The organism is Bacillus sp. FSL L8-0193 (genome assembly GCF_037976065.1).
GTDB lineage: Bacteria > Bacillota > Bacilli > Bacillales > Bacillaceae > Bacillus > Bacillus paralicheniformis.
In genome coordinates, this window is record NZ_CP150261.1 from 1,586,862 (window position 1) to 1,602,853 (window position 15,992).

A 15,992-nucleotide genomic window follows, 5' to 3' on the forward strand; every position below is an offset into this window, starting at 1 on the left:
ATACTCATTCATAAACAAGGGGGATGGATATGGACAGAAAAGTTGTAATCGTGACCGGCGGGTCGAGCGGAATGGGAAAAGCGATCGCCAAAAAGCAAGTCGAAGAAGGCTGGAATGTGATGATTACAGGCAGAACGCAAGAAACGCTTGAAGCGGCCAAAGAAGAAATTGAAACATTTACGGGGCAGGTGGCTATATGCCGGATGGATGTCAGGTCTGTTGAAGATGTGGAACAGATGATCACAGAGACGGCAGGACGCTTTGGTACGATCGACGCTTTGGTTAACAATGCCGCAGGGAACTTTATCTGCCCTGCTGAAAAACTGTCGGTCAACGGCTGGAAGGCGGTCATCGATATCGTGCTGAACGGCACATTTTATTGCAGCCAGGCAGCCGGCCGCTACTGGATCAAGGAAAAAAAACGCGGCCAGATTTTAAATATGGTCGCGACATATGCATGGGGCGCGGGTGCCGGTGTCGTTCATTCCGCGGCGGCAAAAGCAGGTGTCCTGTCGCTGACGAGGACGCTTGCCGTCGAGTGGGGAAGTGCATACGGGATCAGATGCAATGCCATCGCGCCCGGTCCGATCGAGAGGACGGGCGGTGCCGAAAAATTGTTTGAATCGGAAGAAGCCGCGCACGCGACAATCAAAAGCGTTCCGCTCAACAGGCTGGGAACTCCTGAAGAAATCGCGGGACTCGCCGCATTTTTGCTTTCTGAACAGGCGGGATATGTCAACGGGGAGTGTGTGACGATGGACGGCGGCCAATGGCTGAATCCCCGTCCGTTTTAAGATTTCAAATTCAAAGGTGCGGGCCAGTATGGTATAATCAGACAAAGATTAGAAGCAGGTGATATGCCATGTTGGATCCACTCGATATTTTAACGAACATTGAAGATGTTATTCCATACTATCAGCCGATCTTCAGTGCTGAAGAACAAAAGGTGATCGGCTATGAAGTGCTGGGGCGTATCAAGGTAGAATCTGAAGTGAAGAGTCTCGGGCCGTTTTTTTCTGATCCGACAATTCCTGAAGAATACAAGAAAGAGGTTGATCTCAAGGTGATTCGCCAGGCGCTTGATCATTTTTTGGAGAGCGGGCGCGACCTGCTCATCTTCGTCAATCAAGATGCAAATGTGCTGATGATGGATCACGGTGAATCGTTCCTCGACCTGTTGATGGAATATCAGGATAAAGGGCTCGAGCTCAACCGTTTCGTTATCGAAATCACGGAGCAAAAGTTTGAAGGGGATATTGAACAGCTGCATCATTTGCTGACCTATTACCGTACATACGGAATTAAAGTCGCTGTTGATAATATCGGAAAGGAAAGCAGCAACCTCGACAGAATCGCTCTTCTTTCCCCTGATCTGTTAAAGATCGACCTTCAGCCGCTCAAGCTGTCTTCTCCTTCGCCATCCTATGAATATGTGCTTTACAGCATATCACTCCTTGCCAGAAAAATCGGCGCCGCATTGCTTTACGAGGATATTGAGGCGAGCTTTCAGCTGCAATACGCATGGAGAAACGGAGGCCGGTATTTTCAGGGGCAGTATCTTGAAGTGCCGAAGGATGAATTTATCGAACGGAATGTATTAAAGGACCGGCTGCATGCCGAGTTTCACCAATTTATCACACATGAGAAGAAGAAGCTAACCATTTTGTACGACCACTCTGAGCAGTTTTACAAACGGATTCATCAGCTTGTCACATCGCTAAAGAAAACAGCTCAGTCAGACGATGAGTTTCTCTTCAATCTCGGAAAAGAACTGACCGATTGCAGCTTTAGAATTTACATGTGCGATGAAGACGGGATTCAGCTGACGAAAAACGTGTTTAAACATGATGGAGCATGGATATTTCAGCCTGAGTACATCGGCAAAAACTGGAGCTGGCGCCCTTATTTTCTCGAGAATATCATGAGGATGAGAACGATGAGAAAAGGGTTTTTCAGCGATTTGTACAGCGATATCGAAACGGGGGAAATGATCAGAACATTTTCCTATCCGATGGATGAAGAATTGTATCTGTTCATTGACCTGTCCTACTCATATTTATACGAACAAGACGGATTAATTTAAGCGGCGGCCTTTCGCCGCTTTTTCTTTTCGAAAAAATGAATCCCGAGAGGTTTGTTTTGCGTATATAAAGGAAAATGTGAATATATATGCTAAAAAAGGGGCGGATCATATGAAGAACGTTTGGTCATCCTTACTGTGCGGACTATTGACTGCGGCTTTTGTATTCCTCTGTGCGGATTTTGCCGAAGCCGGAGAAAAACCGACAAGAGCGTCGTTATTTGAGACCCTTCAATCCGTATCCGACGTCCATTTTCAGCTGACCGAAAAGGAAAGAACGAAAAAAGACATGATATCCCTCTTGGAACCTTATATGGAACACGCCATGGCAGCGAAGTACGTGGAGGCGAACGCCTTCCCCGAACAAGCGGGGTGGATTTTTTACGGGACAGACGCGCCGGAAGTTGCAATCCCTTTCTTCAGCTATGATGAAAACACAAAAGTGGCGGTGAAAGACGGAAGCTATACCGTATACGAATGTGTTGGAGATCAAGACCGCGGTCCTGTTTCATATCAAAAAAATTATCAGACGGTGACGCTAAAGAATATCGGCGGCAGCTTCAAAGTAACGGCTATCGGCCAATCTGATACAAAACCGGCTGGAGAAGACATGATGGCCGAACAACCGGATGAGAAAGAAACAAACTCGAATTTTGCGGATAACAAGAAAGAAGACCACGCTGTATTCCCGCTGTTTGTCATCGATGTTAACTGGACATTGGCCGAACTTTTCAGCTAGAAAAAGAATTTTTAAAAAATTCATTGACAATGATACTGATAATCATTATCATTTAATTATAGAGAGATGAACCTCTCTGTTCCCCAACCCCTCTATCAGATCAAGGTTTTAAAAAACTTGGCGCTGCCCCCGCCAAGTTTTTTATTTGCGTGGAATCCTGCATTGCAAATGGCTGCGGGATTTTTGGGCTTTAGGTGTGGGACAGGAATAAGACAATCCTGTTGCCCCATAAATCTAAATTGGTGGTTAAAAAGGCTCCTCTGCAGTCAAAAAAATATTTTTCATGTATGACATGAAAAAAGAAAACTCAAACTATGAAAAGCGGTTTTTCTTTTTCATGATCAGAAAGGAAAAATGTCATCGGCTGATACTTTGTGGTATGATGCGTGTAGAACTTGTATTATAATTAATACTTGTTGATCCTGAAGTTGTTTTTTTGAAAGGAGTCTTTTTTAGAATGTCACAATTAATGGGTATCATCACGAGACTGCAGAGCCTGCAGGAGACTGCGGAGGCTGCCGGAGAACCGACGCAGCGCAATTTTGAAGTAAACGGAGAAAAAATTTGCAGCGTAAAATATTTTGAAAAAAACCAAACATTTGAGCTGACAGTTTATCAAAAAGGCGATAAGCCTACCACATTTCCGTTTGACAACATCGATATGATTTCAATCGAAATCTTTGAACTGCTTCAGCAATAGGAGGATATGGCATGAAAGCTTTTCCAAGCGTTATTTGTCCGAATTGCAAAACAACCGAGCATATGGATCAAGTGCTGACAGCCCAGTCCAATCAGAATGTAATTTACAGATGTGACAGCTGCGGGTTCAGCTTGAAAAATATACCGACCAAAAAAGGATAGCAGACAGACGAATCGTTCCATCTTCGGTGCAGATCAAAAATGAAAAGGGGCATTCCAATGGCTGATTCTTTTCTTTTTTATAATCTTTCTGAAGATCAAATGACATTTCCTGAAGTGATCGGGAGACTGAAGGCGTTCATACGCCAAGATCCGCGGGCAAGCTATCTGCTGTCCGTCGGAACAGACTCGCAAATACATCAGAACTGCACAAAGTTTATCACGGCTATCCATTTGCACCGCAAGGGCAAAGGAGCGTGGGGCTGTCTGAAAAACACGGTTGTCAACAGACCGATACATAGCCTCAGGGAGAAAATATCGCTTGAAACAGCTTACAGCCAAGAGATTGCCGCATATCTTTTAAATGATTACTTTAATGAAATTATGGATCTGCTTCTTCCGTTTACAGACGAGGGAGCAGATTTAACCCTTGAAGTTCATTTGGATATCGGAAAAAAAGGAATGACAAAGGATTTAATCCAGGAAATGACGGGCCGGATCACCTCCATGGGAATCTGTGCCAAAATTAAACCTGACTCCTATACAGCTTCAAGCTATGCAAACCGGTACACAAAATAATTGTTTGAAAGAAAATCGAACAGATGTCGAAATGTGCGGTTGACGTTTGAATTGCAATTTCATATTCTAGCCCTATAGAAACTAGAGAGAACATATTGTTTCTGACTCTAGCTAAATCAATTAGGGGGCTGGTTAAGAATGGAACGCTTTTCAGAAGAAGAGAGAAAACTGTTGCTGAACGTACTTTTGGACCATGAGTATGCCGTAGAGCTACTAAGCAGTGAGATCAATGATATAGAAACGGGTACAAAAAATGTGGATAGCCTGACATATAAAAAACTGGTTACCTTATACGACCGTGTCCGGTCTGAAAATTAGGTCAGATTATATCAATTGATACTCATTAGAGTATCTTTTTTGTTTCCTAAAAGGATATGGAATGATAAACTGACCTTGGAAGAAAGGAAAGTTTTCGACAAATATTGATATCGTTTATATTATTGTAGTATAGGGAAAATATGCGTTGATGGATTAAAGCTGAAAAGGAGTCGAAAAATCATGATTAGTATGCAATCAGATGAACTTCTTGAAACGACAGTAGGTCAGTTTATGATCGATGCTGATAAAGTAGCCCATGTTCAAGTCGGAAATAATCTGGAACATGCCCTTCTCGTGTTGACGAAAACCGGATATACCGCGATCCCTGTACTTGATGCTTCTTTCCGTTTGCACGGATTAATCGGAACGAATATGATCATGGATAAAATCTTCGGCTTGGAACGAATCGAATTTGAGAAGCTTGACAAGATTCATGTTGAAGAAGTCATGCTGACAGACATCCCACGCTTGAAAATTGACGACCCGATCTTAAAAGGATTCGGACTGGTCATCAACAACGCGTTTGTATGTGTCGAAAATGAAGAGCAGGTTTTCGAAGGCATATTTACAAGGCGTGTCGTGTTAAAACAGCTGAATAAGCATTTGAGAACGTTGAATAAATAGGCGCGGCAGCGGCCTATTTTTTATTTGCAGCGCTCCACCAAACCCTCCGCACATTCTCCGAAGCCTGACTTTCCGCTTGATTAAAAAACAGCCGTTTGATTAAATGTATGATAAGAAAAACTTATTGGAATGAGGAATGTCCATGCAGCTTCAAGAGCTCCACATGCTTGTCGTTCTGGCGGAAGAATTAAATATGCGGAAAGCGGCTGAACGCCTGTTTGTTTCCCAGCCGGCTTTGTCCCAACGCCTGCAGACCATTGAGAAATCATGGGGAACGAAAATTTTTTTGAGATCGCAAAAAGGGCTGACGGTTACGTCTGCCGGAGAAAAAATCATCCAGTTCGCAAAAGATGTGACATTGGAACAGGAAAAAGTGAGAGAGAATATCGATGAGTTGGAGGGCGAGATTCACGGTACGCTCAAATTGGCGGCCGCTTCGATCATTGGGCAGCATTGGCTTCCCAACGTTCTGAAAACCTATGTCAAACAATATCCAAACGTGAAAATTTCGCTCGTGACCGGATGGAGCAGCGAAATGCTGAAAAGCCTCTACGAAGACCATGTTCATGTCGGCATTATCAGAGGAAACCCGGAATGGAAAGGACCGAAGCATTACTTGATGCGGGACGAATTGTACCTTGTCGATACAGAGATCCGTAACATTGAGGACATTGCCAAAACGGAACGGCCGTTCATCCAGTTCAAAAGCGACAGTTCGTACTATCAGGAAATTCAGCACTGGTGGCATCAAAAGTTTAAAACGTCGCCAAAGCAGACCATTATTGTCGACCAAATTGAAACATGCAAACAGATGGCTTTCCACGGAATCGGCTATGCGATCCTTCCATCTGTGACGCTTCACGGAAGCGGGAGCCATGTTCATCAAATCCCGCTGCTTGACGCTAAAGGAAAAGCAATCGGCAGAGATACGTGGCTGCTCGGTTATGAGCCGGCTTTCCAACTGAAGCAAGTACAGGCGTTTGTAGAGGTTGTGAAAGAATGTACGGCAACTGAATAAACATCAGAAAGGCAGGACTCAAAAAAGAGGGCTGCTTTTTTTGTGCGATTTATTGACATTGATAATCATTATCATTTAAAGTGTATCTATATAATAATGAAAATCATTATCAATTTCAGAGGTGATTCTGTTGTCTAAAGCATTAATTGCATATGCCAGCATGTCCGGCAACACGGAGGATATCGCGATGATCATCAAAGATACATTGAAGGAGAACGGTTTTGATGTCGCAATTCAGGAAATGGATGATGTCGATGCCGATTCATTGGCTGAATACGATCTTCTTTTAATCGGCACCTACACATGGGGAGACGGGGATCTTCCTTATGAAGCGGAATCGTTTTACGACGAGGTCTCTTCGCTTGACCTTAAAGGAAAGAAAGCGGCATGCTTCGGATCCGGCGACTATGCATACCCCCGCTTTTGCGAAGCGGTCAACACGTTTTACAGCATGCTAGAACGAACCGGCGCCGACCTTTATCGAGAGACCTTGAAAATAGAACTTGCCCCCGAAACGGATGAAGATGCCGAGTGCTGCAAGGAATTTGCCGAAGGTTTTATAAGATGGGCAGAACACGAAAAGCGGCAGGCTGAGACCCATGTTTCATAAAGGTGCGACGGCCGTCGCTTCGGCAAAGCATTCCGGTTACTTTGTCGCCATCAAGCGGGAAGGGATTTTTCAATATTCACTTGAGCAAGGCTGGACAAAGCTCTTTCAATTAAAAAGCAAAATATGTTCCATCACCTATATCGGCGATTAATTTATTCGGCGCAGGGGAGAGGGGAACGATTATCAGATCGTCTGACCAAGGAGCAACCTGGTCAATCTCAAGCTTTCCGACAAACGCTACGATTTGGTCGATCACAGGGACAACGGACGGCTTTGTTTGTGCCCATGGGAAGCATTGCATTTACATATCAGAGGATTTCGGCGTCTCATGGAAAATCGTCAAGCCGTTTTCCGCTTTGAGTCATCCGCCCGTTATCCGCTCTCTGTGCCTCCATGAGGAGCGCCTTTACATCGGAACGCAGATTCATGAAGTGCACGGTGGTGTTTGGGCATACGATTTAGCAGCAGAATCGGCTTTTTTGATCAAAAAAGAAACCGGCCGCATGACCGCCTCGATGATCGCATTTGAAGGCGAATGGCTGGTTTGTGCGATGGGATCTAAAAAAGGAAATCACGGTGCCGTCAATTTGGTCAACATCCACACGAATGATGAAATACAAATCAGCCAGGGCCTTGTTGAGAATGAAGAATCATTCCTGGATGTGTCCGAAGACAACGGAATCATCTATGTCACGTCGGCTCAAGACCGAGACGGATTTTCAAGAATCTACCGGCTTGATTTCTTTGAAAGAGAGCTGAAATGGTTTGACACGATTAAAGGGCATGGATTCAGAGTCGCCAATCAAAAGGAGAACTTCTTTTGCGCGGGTCTTTATGAATGCAAATTTGTCAGGCCTTATGAACAGCCTGCTGCAGCCCACTGATTTTATAGCGTTTTATAGGAGGAATAACGATGGGGAAAGTTTTGCTGGTTTATGCAAGCATGTCTGGAAATACAGAAGCAATGGCCGATTTAATCGAGAAAGGCCTTCTTGAGGGCGGGGCCGAAGTTGACCGCCATGAAGCGATGGATGTAGATGCGGCGCTCTTTAACGATTATCAGTATATGATATTTGGCGCTTATACATGGGGCGACGGGGATCTCCCGGATGAGTTTTTGGATATTTACGATGATATGGAAGGGATGGATTTCACAGATAAGATGTTTGCCGTTTTCGGGTCCGGAGATACTTCTTACGAGCATTTTTGCGGTGCCGTCGACATACTTGAGGACAAAATCAAAGAGCTTGGCGGAGACACGGTGCTTCCGTCCGTCAAAATCGAAATGAATCCGGAAGATGAAGAAGAAGACATGCTGCTTCAATTCGGCAGGGATTTTGCAAAGAAATGTGAAGTGCCGGCATGACATTTGCTAAAAAAGGAAACGGGACGCCCCCTTTCCTTTTTTTCTTGTTTTTAAATCTTTCCTTTGATACAGTAATGAGGAGAAAAAGAGAAGGAGGACTTACATAATGAAAATGATGGATGCAAATGAGATTATCTCATTTATTCAAAATAGTAAGAAATCAACACCTGTTAAAGTGTATGTGAAAGGCGACCTTGAAGGAATTGACTTCGGCGCTTCAGCCAAGCCTTTTATTACAGGGCATACTGGGGTAGTATTCGGTGAATGGGCGGAGATTCAAGCTGTGCTCGAAGCAAACAAAGGTAAAATTGAAGACTATGTTGTCGAAAACGACCGCCGCAATTCGGCGATCCCAACGCTCGATTTGAAAAATATTAAAGCGCGAATCGAGCCGGGTGCGATCATCCGCGATCAAGTGGAAATCGGCGACAACGCCGTTATCATGATGGGAGCTTCCATCAACATCGGCTCTGTAATCGGCGAAGGAACGATGATCGATATGAATGTCGTGCTGGGCGGACGAGCTACCGTCGGCAAAAACTGCCACATTGGAGCGGGTTCCGTGCTTGCCGGTGTCATTGAGCCCCCTTCAGCAAAACCTGTCGTTATTGAAGACGATGTCGTCATCGGTGCAAACGCCGTCGTACTTGAAGGTGTGACTGTCGGAAAAGGAGCCGTCGTTGCTGCCGGCGCAATCGTTGTGGAAGATGTGGCACCTTACACAGTAGTTGCCGGAACGCCTGCGAAAAAAATCAAAGACATCGATGAAAAAACAAAAGGCAAAACAGAAATCAAACAGGAATTGCGTCAGCTTTAAGAAGCGGCGGCGAAAAGTGCGTGGATGTGACAATCCACGCATTTTCGTATCGCCGGGGAGGTTAGAAAGATGAAATTGGACGAATTAGCAGCGATTCGCAGAGATCTGCACCAAATTCCTGAACTCGGTTTTCAGGAATATAAGACACAGGCTTATCTTTTGAACCACTTACTAAAGCATCCGGAAGACCGGATTGAAATCGAAAAGTGGAGAACCGGACTGTTTGTAAAGGTTAAAGGGACAGCCCCTGAACAGATTTTGGCTTACAGGGCGGATATGGACGGGCTCTCGATTCGGGAAGATACCGGATATTCTTTTTCTTCCATACATCAGAACCGGATGCATGCGTGCGGGCATGATTTTCATATGACGATTGCCCTCGGCATCATCGATCATTTCGTCCGCAACCCGGTTAAACAAGATCTGTTGTTTTTGTTCCAGCCTGCTGAAGAAGGGCCGGGCGGCGCTGAACCGATGCTTGAAAGCGATTTGTTTAAAAAGTGGGAGCCGAGCATGATCACAGCGCTGCACATCGCGCCTGAGCTCCCGGTCGGAACGATCGGAACGAAAAGCGGGCTGCTCTTTGCCAATACGTCAGAGCTTGTAATCGAACTTGAAGGAAAGGGCGGGCATGCCGCATATCCCCACCTTGCAGAAGATATGGTGGTCGCCGCCAGTTCGCTCGTTACGCAAATGCAGTCGATCGTAGCCAGGAATGTCGATCCGCTGGACAGTGCTGTCATTACCATCGGGACGATTACAGGCGGATCAGCACAAAACATTATCGCTCAGCAAGCAAGGCTTGAAGGGACGATCAGGACGCTGTCCCCGGGATCAATGGAACAGGTGAAGAAAAGGATCGAGGCGATGGTGAGCGGCCTGGAAACGGCTTATCAATGCATCGGTAAAGTCAGCTATCCGGCAGCATATTATCAGGTCTATAATTCAAGCGGTTTAGTTGAAGACTTTATGAAGTTCGTTTCTGAAAACGGCCTTGCAGAGGTCATCCGTTCAAAAGAAGCGATGACAGGAGAGGACTTCGGCTATATGCTGAAAAAGTATCCGGGCTTCATGTTTTGGCTCGGCGTCGATTCACCTTACGGACTCCACCATGCCAAACTGCAGCCGAAAGAGGAAGCGCTTGAGACGGCAGTCCGCGTTATGACGGCTTATTTCTCTTCCAAAGCCAATTAGAACAAGCGGCTGGTATAAAAAATCAGCAAACGTGGCATCTTAATTGGTGGAGGTGTTTCTTCATGTCGAAAAAAATCGGAATCGAACAATCTCTTTCTGATGTCGAGGCTGCTTTGAAGGAAAAAGGGTATGAGGTTGTAACGATGAAAACCGAAGACGATGCAAAAGGCTGCGACTGCTGTGTTGTCACTGGTCTGGACACTGACATGCTCGGGATTTCAGATACGATGACCGGAGCATCTGTCATTCAGGCGACTGGTTTAACTGCCGATGAAATCTGTCAGCAGGTTGAGCAAAAACTTCAGTAATAAACATAAAACCGAAGTTCCAGCTTCGGTTTTAACTTGTTTTTCCAAAAAAACGGCTGTCGGGTGTTAAACGGTTGTTTCATCATCCGGAGGCATGTTACACTTTTTTTAAAGGCTTAAAAAAAGAACAACCGCTAATTTAAATTTATTATCAATTAATATTGACTAAAAATATGGTAAGTATTATAATGAATTATGTATGTGATGTTATTAACTAAATGAGAATTTAATATTTAAATTCTCATTTTGATATGGGTAGCAGAACCCAAAAATCACAATTGGAGGGATACATAAAATGGCAGAACGCATGGTAGGTAAACAAGCGCCGCGCTTTGAAATGGAAGCGGTTCTTGCAAACAAAGAATTTGGAAAAGTAAGCCTTGAAGAAAACATGAAGAATGATAAGTGGACGGTTCTATTCTTCTATCCTATGGACTTTACTTTCGTGTGCCCGACAGAAATTACAGCAATGTCTGACCGCTATGACGAGTTTGAAGACCTTGATGCAGAAGTAATCGGCGTTTCAACTGACACCATCCACACTCACTTGGCATGGATTAACACAGACCGCAAAGAAAATGGTCTCGGCCAGCTGAAATACCCGCTTGCTGCCGACACAAACCATGAAGTATCCCGTGAATACGGCGTACTGATTGAAGAAGAAGGTGTGGCGCTTCGCGGATTGTTCATCATTAATCCGGAAGGCGAACTTCAATATCAAACAGTGTTCCATAACAACATCGGCCGTGATGTAGACGAAACATTGCGCGTGCTTCAAGCGCTGCAAACAGGCGGTCTTTGCCCTGCAAACTGGAAACCGGGTCAAGCAACTCTTTAATTTTTATTCTCAAATTAGAAATCAGATTGGAAAGGTCTAACATTTGTTAGACCTTTTTAATCGACAAAAATGACAATGGAGGAAAAATCATGAAATTACGCCAGCCGATGCCGGAACTGACCGGCGCAAAAGAGTGGTTAAACGGAGAAGTGACAAAAGAGCAGCTTATCGGAGAAAAGCCGACATTAATTCATTTTTGGTCGATCAGCTGCCACTTGTGCAAAGAGGCAATGCCGCAAGTCAATGAGTTCCGCGACCGCTACAGCGATAAACTAAACGTGGTGGCCGTGCATATGCCGCGTTCAGAAGACGATTTAGACTTGAATAAAATCAAAGAGGTTGCCGCTGAACATGATATTACTCAGCCTGTTTTTGTTGACAGCGACCATAAGCTGACTGACGCTTTCGAAAATGAATATGTTCCGGCTTATTACGTTTTTGATAAAACAGGCCAGCTTCGCCATTTTCAAGCTGGAGGAAGCGGGATGAAAATGCTCGAAAAACGTGTAAACCGTGTTCTTGCCGAAACAGAACAGTCTGCTGAATAAAGATGAAAAGCCCCGTTTTCATGGGGTTTTTTGTTTATTCGGCTCCTCATTGCAAAAAAAGCAAAAAAATTTCCTCTATCCGCCCCTTTCGACAAATGGATCATTAGACACTGTTTATTTTACTTGATGAGTCTTATGTCCTGTTTTTGTTTCAGGAGTATTTCTGACTTTCCCTGTACACAACAAACTGCGAATTCGACAAGTGAGATCTGGCAATTTTGAATATTCTGGATTTATAAGCCGGATTAATCATTGATATTTCACACTTTCCATCACGATTAAACAGTAGAGTCTATTCCTAAATTATGTTTCGTTGAAAAGTAATTTTCTATGTTCCTTCATTATTTACCATTTTTCGACAATGGGTTTAGAGTAGGCCGAAATGCTTCGAAAACTCCTCAGGCTTCAAGTTTTCCGGAAATTTAGTTCTATTTTCTTAACGGAAAGCAACAGTAGAAAAACGAAAAAATAGTTGATAAAATTAGTTTGGTAATCTAATATTTTTATTGGAAGGTTTATTTATTCTGATAGGAGGGTATAAACGGTATGTTTAACGAGAGGGAAGCATTGCGTTTAAGATTGGAGCAGCTGAATGAGGCTGAGGTTAAGGTGATTAGGGAGTATCAAATTGAGCGGGATAATATATATGCAAAGCTGCGTGAATTGGATCGTCCATCCAGCTTTAATGATACAAAAAAAGATTTTCGCCCGGAGCGTAAAACGGAATCTCTCCCTGTTTTAGCTGAATTAGCTGCGCAGGAGATGAAGAGCTATCAGCAACAACAGCAGCAGCCGCAAGCATCTCAAAAGAACCAGCAGCAGACTTCTCCGCAAACCTCCTCACTGCCTGCCGGAATTCCAGATGGAACGACAAGGCGCAGAAGGGGTACAGCACGTCCAGGCTCAAAAGCTGCAAAACTGCGTGAAGCGGCGATTAAAACATTAAAACGCCATAATGCGGCCATCAAAAGCTCCGAACTTCAAAAAGAAATCGAAAAAGAGAGCGGACTTGAGATCCCTAATATGACAACCTTTATGCAAAGCCTGATTAAAATGTACCCGGAAGTCAAAAAACCATACCGCGGTCAATATATATTAGAGGGTGAGATTTCTACCGAGACAGAGCAGCAATAGTCAAACCCTTGCTTTTCCAGATAGCGTTTCCATTTTGAGGAACACCAAGGCGGCCGCTATATACGCCGCCGCCCTAATCAACTGCTTGAGACAATCGACTCAAGCGGTTTTTTATAAAATCCAAATTATTCCTTAAAGTGGTATTCAATTTAAAGGTTTTGTTTCTTTGTCTTTGCGTTTAATTTGATAGACCCATTTTTGCGGGGTTGTTTCTTCTTTCGTCTGCTTTTTCCATTCAGTTATTTTCTGATCCATTTTCATGTCATTTTGTTTGATGACGCTCAATTGCTGTTGGAGCTGATCGACTTGCTCCGTAACTGTTTGAAGTACCGCCTCGATCTGCTCTGACCGTTCAAAAAGCTCTTCGTTTTGTTCAAGCGCCTTCTCCGTCTGCTGAGATGTATCAATATCGGCAAAATGAGAAGCGATCCACTTATCACTTTCATCGAGCTGCCTTTTATAGGATAAAATCGTTTCGTAAAACAGCGCTTCTTTTGTTTTTTCAGCCTCCAAAAGGCGGTTTTTCGTTTCTGTCACCCGCTCTTTTAATACCGCAACATCTGTTTCGATTTGTTTGAGCTGAAGACCTTTAGCATGAAGTTCGTCTTTCAGGCGGGCATTTTCGTGTGCAGCGTTTTCGAGCTCATGCTCCTTTTTTTCCCTCAGCGTTTTTTCTTTTTCCGCATGAAGCTTTTCATATTCTATTTGGCTATGTAAGCTTTTTTTCTCTTCTTCGGCTTTTACATTTGTTAAATGAAGGCGGTGCTTTTCTTCTATCTCTTGTTTTCTTGCATAGGTTTCTTTTTGAAGGAGCTCCTGAAGAACAACGATTTTACCCAGCAGTTCGCTTTTTATCCGGTTGAGCGTTTCGGCCGACTCGTCTTCCTTGTTTGCCGAAATCCGCTCCAGTTCGATTGACAGCTGCTGAAGCTGCTGCTTCAGCGCTGCGTTTTCCTGGCTGAGCTTATGATTTTTTTGATGAAAATAGCTTGCTTCAAGCTCGTGGATCAATTGATGTGACCTTGCCAGCTCCGCTTTTAAAAAAAGGTTTTCCTGTGATAAATCATGAAAATAAGGCAGCGAACCCGTTGTTTTTTTCATGGTGACCAGCCCCCTATTAATGTTACAACTACAATATGCATAAATGAAACACGGCATGCCTTTTGAAAAAGAGATTTTACAGACTTGTTCGGATTTCTAAAATTTTGCTATGATGTTCGCAGGCAGAAACACGCGAAGGAAGGTTGAGCTGCATGAAAGAAATACATGTCATATTATCGGGGGGCCTTTCACGCCGTTTTGGGGAACCGAAAGCGTTTGCCCGCTGGCAAGGCAAGCCGCTTTATCAATGGTGCAAACATGCGCTGGGAGGCGATGTCCTGATATTGAGCCGTCCGGGGCTGACGGAGCGGTTTAAAGAACTCGGGGAAAAAGCGGTGCTGGAAGATATCGAACCGTTCAGTGGGAGAGGGCCGCTTGCAGGTATGTACACAGCCATGGTTCGGGCGGAAGGGGAATGCTATATTTTTTCGGCCTGTGATACCCCGCTTGTCCGGCAGGAGACCATATCGGCTTTAAAACGGCAGATGACCCCGGCGGATGACGCCGTCGTGCCGGTCGCAGACGGAAGGGCGCAGCCGCTTGTTGCTGTCTACAGCAGAAGGGTGAAATCCGTCCTCCTCGAACAGCTTCAGCAGAACGAGCTGAAGATCAGCAGTTTCCTCGACCGCATCCGCGTCAAGTATATTGAAGCTGATAGGGTCGGGGCAGAGCCGTGGGAATTTATAAATGTCAATAAAAAGTCGGATTTAGATAAAATAGAACCGTTCTTTCCGGGATGAAATATTTTATTATAGATTGCAAGGGTTTTTCGGAAAGTGTTTTTCAAAAAACAGCGGACGGAAAAATGATATGATATAGAAAAGGAAGTAAAGGGGATCATCCTGATGCATGAACGGTATTCAAGACAAATCAGATATCAAAACATCGGACAGGCGGGTCAGGACAGAATCAGGCAGAGCCATGTTTTGATCGTCGGAGCCGGGGCGCTCGGCACGTCGGCTGCCGAGGGGCTTGTGCGCGCAGGCATCGGTACACTGTCTATTATAGACCGCGATTATGTGGAATGGAGCAACCTGCAAAGGCAGCAGCTCTATACAGAGAAAGACGCGGAGGAAAGGCTTCCGAAAGCGGCAGCCGCAAAAGAACGTCTTTCCCAGATCAATCGCGATGTTGAGCTTCGTACATATGTTGCCGACGGCACCGTGGAAACACTCAGACCGCTGATCAAAGAAGCGGATGCTGTCATCGATGCAACGGATAACTTTGAGACCCGCATGATCATCAATGACCTTGCCCAAGAGACGGGCACTCCGTGGGTTTACGGCGCTTGTGTCAGCAGTCAGGGCATGTATATGACGATTATTCCTAAAAAAACGCCGTGCCTTGCCTGCCTGTTTGAAGATGTTCCGATTGGCGGGGCTACATGCGACACGTCGGGGATTATTTCGCCGGCCGTTCAAATGGTGTCGGCTTATCAGCAAGCTGAAATTCTAAAAATCTTAACGGACAACCAAGATGCGCTTGAAACCGCTTTTGTCACGTTTGATTTATGGGCGAACACCCACTTTCGAATGGAGATCGGCCGCAATGAGACATGTCCTTCGTGCGGAGAAACGCCGGTTTTTCCTTTCCTCAGCAACATGAGCCAAAAAAAAGCCGACGTTCTGTGCGGAAGAGAGACCGTCCAAATTCGCAGCGATATGTTAAAACGTCTGCCTAAAGAGGAACTCATGAAAAAACTTTCGGGCATCGGAAAAGTGGATGCGAATGATTATTTGCTGCATGTACAATACGAGACATTCAGAATCGTCATATTTAACGATGGAAGAGCCCTTGTTCACGGCACAAATGATATAAAAGAAGCCAACTCCATATTGGCGAGAGTCATCGGAATGTAAC

General features: G+C 44.7%; 20 protein-coding genes and 1 pseudogene. 20 read left to right on the top strand and 1 reads right to left on the bottom strand.

The features are described from left to right. The first annotated feature begins 29 nt into the window (after window positions 1-29). The 18 genes and pseudogenes from fadH (at window position 30) to rok (ending at window position 13,031) form a co-directional block, all read left to right on the top strand. The gene (fadH, locus tag MHH76_RS07985) at window positions 30-794 is read left to right on the top strand and encodes a 2,4-dienoyl-CoA reductase (RefSeq protein WP_020451195.1); all 765 of its coding nucleotides are present in this window, start codon (window positions 30-32) and stop codon (window positions 792-794) included. 68 nt (window positions 795-862) lie between these two features. Further along, complete coding sequence (locus MHH76_RS07990) at window positions 863-2,083, top strand: EAL-associated domain-containing protein (RefSeq protein WP_020451196.1); 1,221 nt, start codon at window positions 863-865, stop codon at window positions 2,081-2,083. Between the two features lie 109 nt (window positions 2,084-2,192). Then, on the top strand, window positions 2,193-2,819 hold the full coding sequence (locus tag MHH76_RS07995) for a DUF3993 domain-containing protein (protein WP_020451197.1): 627 nt from the start codon (window positions 2,193-2,195) through the stop codon (window positions 2,817-2,819). Between the two features lie 457 nt (window positions 2,820-3,276). Further along, window positions 3,277-3,519: a DUF1797 family protein gene (locus MHH76_RS08000; RefSeq protein WP_003181299.1), complete on the top strand. Its 243-nt coding sequence runs from the start codon at window positions 3,277-3,279 to the stop codon at window positions 3,517-3,519. An 11-nt stretch (window positions 3,520-3,530) separates the two neighbouring features. Then, window positions 3,531-3,680, top strand: coding sequence for a hypothetical protein (locus tag MHH76_RS08005; protein WP_020451198.1), 150 nt, complete (start codon window positions 3,531-3,533; stop codon window positions 3,678-3,680). A 57-nt stretch (window positions 3,681-3,737) separates the two neighbouring features. Then, window positions 3,738-4,256, top strand: coding sequence for a ribonuclease H-like YkuK family protein (locus MHH76_RS08010; protein ID WP_020451199.1), 519 nt, complete (start codon window positions 3,738-3,740; stop codon window positions 4,254-4,256). 138 nt (window positions 4,257-4,394) lie between these two features. Beyond that, window positions 4,395-4,574, top strand: a complete 180-nt coding sequence (abbA, locus tag MHH76_RS08015; protein WP_003181305.1) for an antirepressor AbbA — start codon at window positions 4,395-4,397, stop codon at window positions 4,572-4,574. 180 nt (window positions 4,575-4,754) lie between these two features. After that, a complete protein-coding gene (cbpB, locus tag MHH76_RS08020) occupies window positions 4,755-5,198 on the top strand; it encodes a cyclic-di-AMP-binding protein CbpB (protein ID WP_020451200.1) in 444 nt (147 codons plus the stop codon). Window positions 5,199-5,340: 142 nt separating this feature from the next. After that, window positions 5,341-6,216, top strand: coding sequence for a LysR family transcriptional regulator (locus tag MHH76_RS08025; RefSeq protein WP_025811363.1), 876 nt, complete (start codon window positions 5,341-5,343; stop codon window positions 6,214-6,216). A gap of 130 nt (window positions 6,217-6,346) precedes the next feature. After that, the gene (locus tag MHH76_RS08030) at window positions 6,347-6,826 is read left to right on the top strand and encodes a flavodoxin (protein WP_020451202.1); all 480 of its coding nucleotides are present in this window, start codon (window positions 6,347-6,349) and stop codon (window positions 6,824-6,826) included. After that, a pseudogene (locus MHH76_RS08035) lies at window positions 6,816-7,710 on the top strand (exo-alpha-sialidase). The gene MHH76_RS08030 and the pseudogene MHH76_RS08035 overlap by 11 nt, the downstream one beginning before the upstream one ends. 29 nt (window positions 7,711-7,739) lie before the next feature. Further along, a complete protein-coding gene (locus MHH76_RS08040; protein ID WP_020451204.1) occupies window positions 7,740-8,192 on the top strand; it encodes a flavodoxin in 453 nt (150 codons plus the stop codon). A 106-nt stretch (window positions 8,193-8,298) separates the two neighbouring features. Beyond that, window positions 8,299-9,009 (top strand): 2,3,4,5-tetrahydropyridine-2,6-dicarboxylate N-acetyltransferase, encoded by a 711-nt coding sequence (dapD, locus tag MHH76_RS08045; RefSeq protein ID WP_020451205.1) that lies wholly within the window; start codon window positions 8,299-8,301, stop codon window positions 9,007-9,009. A 69-nt stretch (window positions 9,010-9,078) separates the two neighbouring features. Beyond that, a complete protein-coding gene (locus MHH76_RS08050; protein WP_020451206.1) occupies window positions 9,079-10,203 on the top strand; it encodes an N-acetyldiaminopimelate deacetylase in 1,125 nt (374 codons plus the stop codon). 62 nt (window positions 10,204-10,265) lie between these two features. After that, window positions 10,266-10,511, top strand: coding sequence for a YkuS family protein (locus MHH76_RS08055; RefSeq protein ID WP_003181323.1), 246 nt, complete (start codon window positions 10,266-10,268; stop codon window positions 10,509-10,511). A gap of 295 nt (window positions 10,512-10,806) precedes the next feature. Further along, window positions 10,807-11,349, top strand: a complete 543-nt coding sequence (gene ahpA, locus MHH76_RS08060; protein WP_020451207.1) for a biofilm-specific peroxidase AhpA — start codon at window positions 10,807-10,809, stop codon at window positions 11,347-11,349. Between the two features lie 89 nt (window positions 11,350-11,438). Beyond that, window positions 11,439-11,897 carry a redoxin domain-containing protein gene (locus MHH76_RS08065; RefSeq protein ID WP_020451208.1) on the top strand — a complete coding sequence of 153 codons (459 nt, stop codon included), beginning with the start codon at window positions 11,439-11,441 and terminating at the stop codon, window positions 11,895-11,897. Between the two features lie 546 nt (window positions 11,898-12,443). After that, complete coding sequence (gene rok / locus MHH76_RS08070; RefSeq protein ID WP_020451209.1) at window positions 12,444-13,031, top strand: transcriptional regulator Rok; 588 nt, start codon at window positions 12,444-12,446, stop codon at window positions 13,029-13,031. 144 nt (window positions 13,032-13,175) lie between these two features. On the opposite strand, the gene MHH76_RS08075 is transcribed toward rok, so the two are convergent. Continuing rightward, on the bottom strand, window positions 13,176-14,132 hold the full coding sequence (locus MHH76_RS08075; RefSeq protein WP_020451210.1) for a sporulation protein YknT: 957 nt from the start codon (window positions 14,130-14,132) through the stop codon (window positions 13,176-13,178). Window positions 14,133-14,284: 152 nt separating this feature from the next. On the opposite strand from MHH76_RS08075, the gene MHH76_RS08080 reads away from it, so the two are divergent. Beyond that, a complete protein-coding gene (locus MHH76_RS08080; protein WP_023857285.1) occupies window positions 14,285-14,872 on the top strand; it encodes a molybdenum cofactor guanylyltransferase in 588 nt (195 codons plus the stop codon). Window positions 14,873-14,977: 105 nt separating this feature from the next. Beyond that, on the top strand, window positions 14,978-15,991 hold the full coding sequence (locus MHH76_RS08085) for a molybdopterin-synthase adenylyltransferase MoeB (RefSeq protein ID WP_026579783.1): 1,014 nt from the start codon (window positions 14,978-14,980) through the stop codon (window positions 15,989-15,991). Window position 15,992: the final 1 nt, after the last annotated feature.

Coding starts and splice junctions, on each gene's coding strand:
- fadH (WP_020451195.1), top strand. CDS start 30: ATGGACAGAAAAGTTGTAATCGTGACCGGCGGGTCGAGCGGAATGGGA.
- MHH76_RS07990 (WP_020451196.1), top strand. CDS start 863: ATGTTGGATCCACTCGATATTTTAACGAACATTGAAGATGTTATTCCA.
- MHH76_RS07995 (WP_020451197.1), top strand. CDS start 2,193: ATGAAGAACGTTTGGTCATCCTTACTGTGCGGACTATTGACTGCGGCT.
- MHH76_RS08000 (WP_003181299.1), top strand. CDS start 3,277: ATGTCACAATTAATGGGTATCATCACGAGACTGCAGAGCCTGCAGGAG.
- MHH76_RS08005 (WP_020451198.1), top strand. CDS start 3,531: ATGAAAGCTTTTCCAAGCGTTATTTGTCCGAATTGCAAAACAACCGAG.
- MHH76_RS08010 (WP_020451199.1), top strand. CDS start 3,738: ATGGCTGATTCTTTTCTTTTTTATAATCTTTCTGAAGATCAAATGACA.
- abbA (WP_003181305.1), top strand. CDS start 4,395: ATGGAACGCTTTTCAGAAGAAGAGAGAAAACTGTTGCTGAACGTACTT.
- cbpB (WP_020451200.1), top strand. CDS start 4,755: ATGATTAGTATGCAATCAGATGAACTTCTTGAAACGACAGTAGGTCAG.
- MHH76_RS08025 (WP_025811363.1), top strand. CDS start 5,341: ATGCAGCTTCAAGAGCTCCACATGCTTGTCGTTCTGGCGGAAGAATTA.
- MHH76_RS08040 (WP_020451204.1), top strand. CDS start 7,740: ATGGGGAAAGTTTTGCTGGTTTATGCAAGCATGTCTGGAAATACAGAA.
- dapD (WP_020451205.1), top strand. CDS start 8,299: ATGAAAATGATGGATGCAAATGAGATTATCTCATTTATTCAAAATAGT.
- MHH76_RS08050 (WP_020451206.1), top strand. CDS start 9,079: ATGAAATTGGACGAATTAGCAGCGATTCGCAGAGATCTGCACCAAATT.
- MHH76_RS08055 (WP_003181323.1), top strand. CDS start 10,266: ATGTCGAAAAAAATCGGAATCGAACAATCTCTTTCTGATGTCGAGGCT.
- ahpA (WP_020451207.1), top strand. CDS start 10,807: ATGGCAGAACGCATGGTAGGTAAACAAGCGCCGCGCTTTGAAATGGAA.
- MHH76_RS08065 (WP_020451208.1), top strand. CDS start 11,439: ATGAAATTACGCCAGCCGATGCCGGAACTGACCGGCGCAAAAGAGTGG.
- rok (WP_020451209.1), top strand. CDS start 12,444: ATGTTTAACGAGAGGGAAGCATTGCGTTTAAGATTGGAGCAGCTGAAT.
- MHH76_RS08075 (WP_020451210.1), bottom strand. CDS start 14,132: ATGAAAAAAACAACGGGTTCGCTGCCTTATTTTCATGATTTATCACAG.
- MHH76_RS08080 (WP_023857285.1), top strand. CDS start 14,285: ATGAAAGAAATACATGTCATATTATCGGGGGGCCTTTCACGCCGTTTT.
- MHH76_RS08085 (WP_026579783.1), top strand. CDS start 14,978: ATGCATGAACGGTATTCAAGACAAATCAGATATCAAAACATCGGACAG.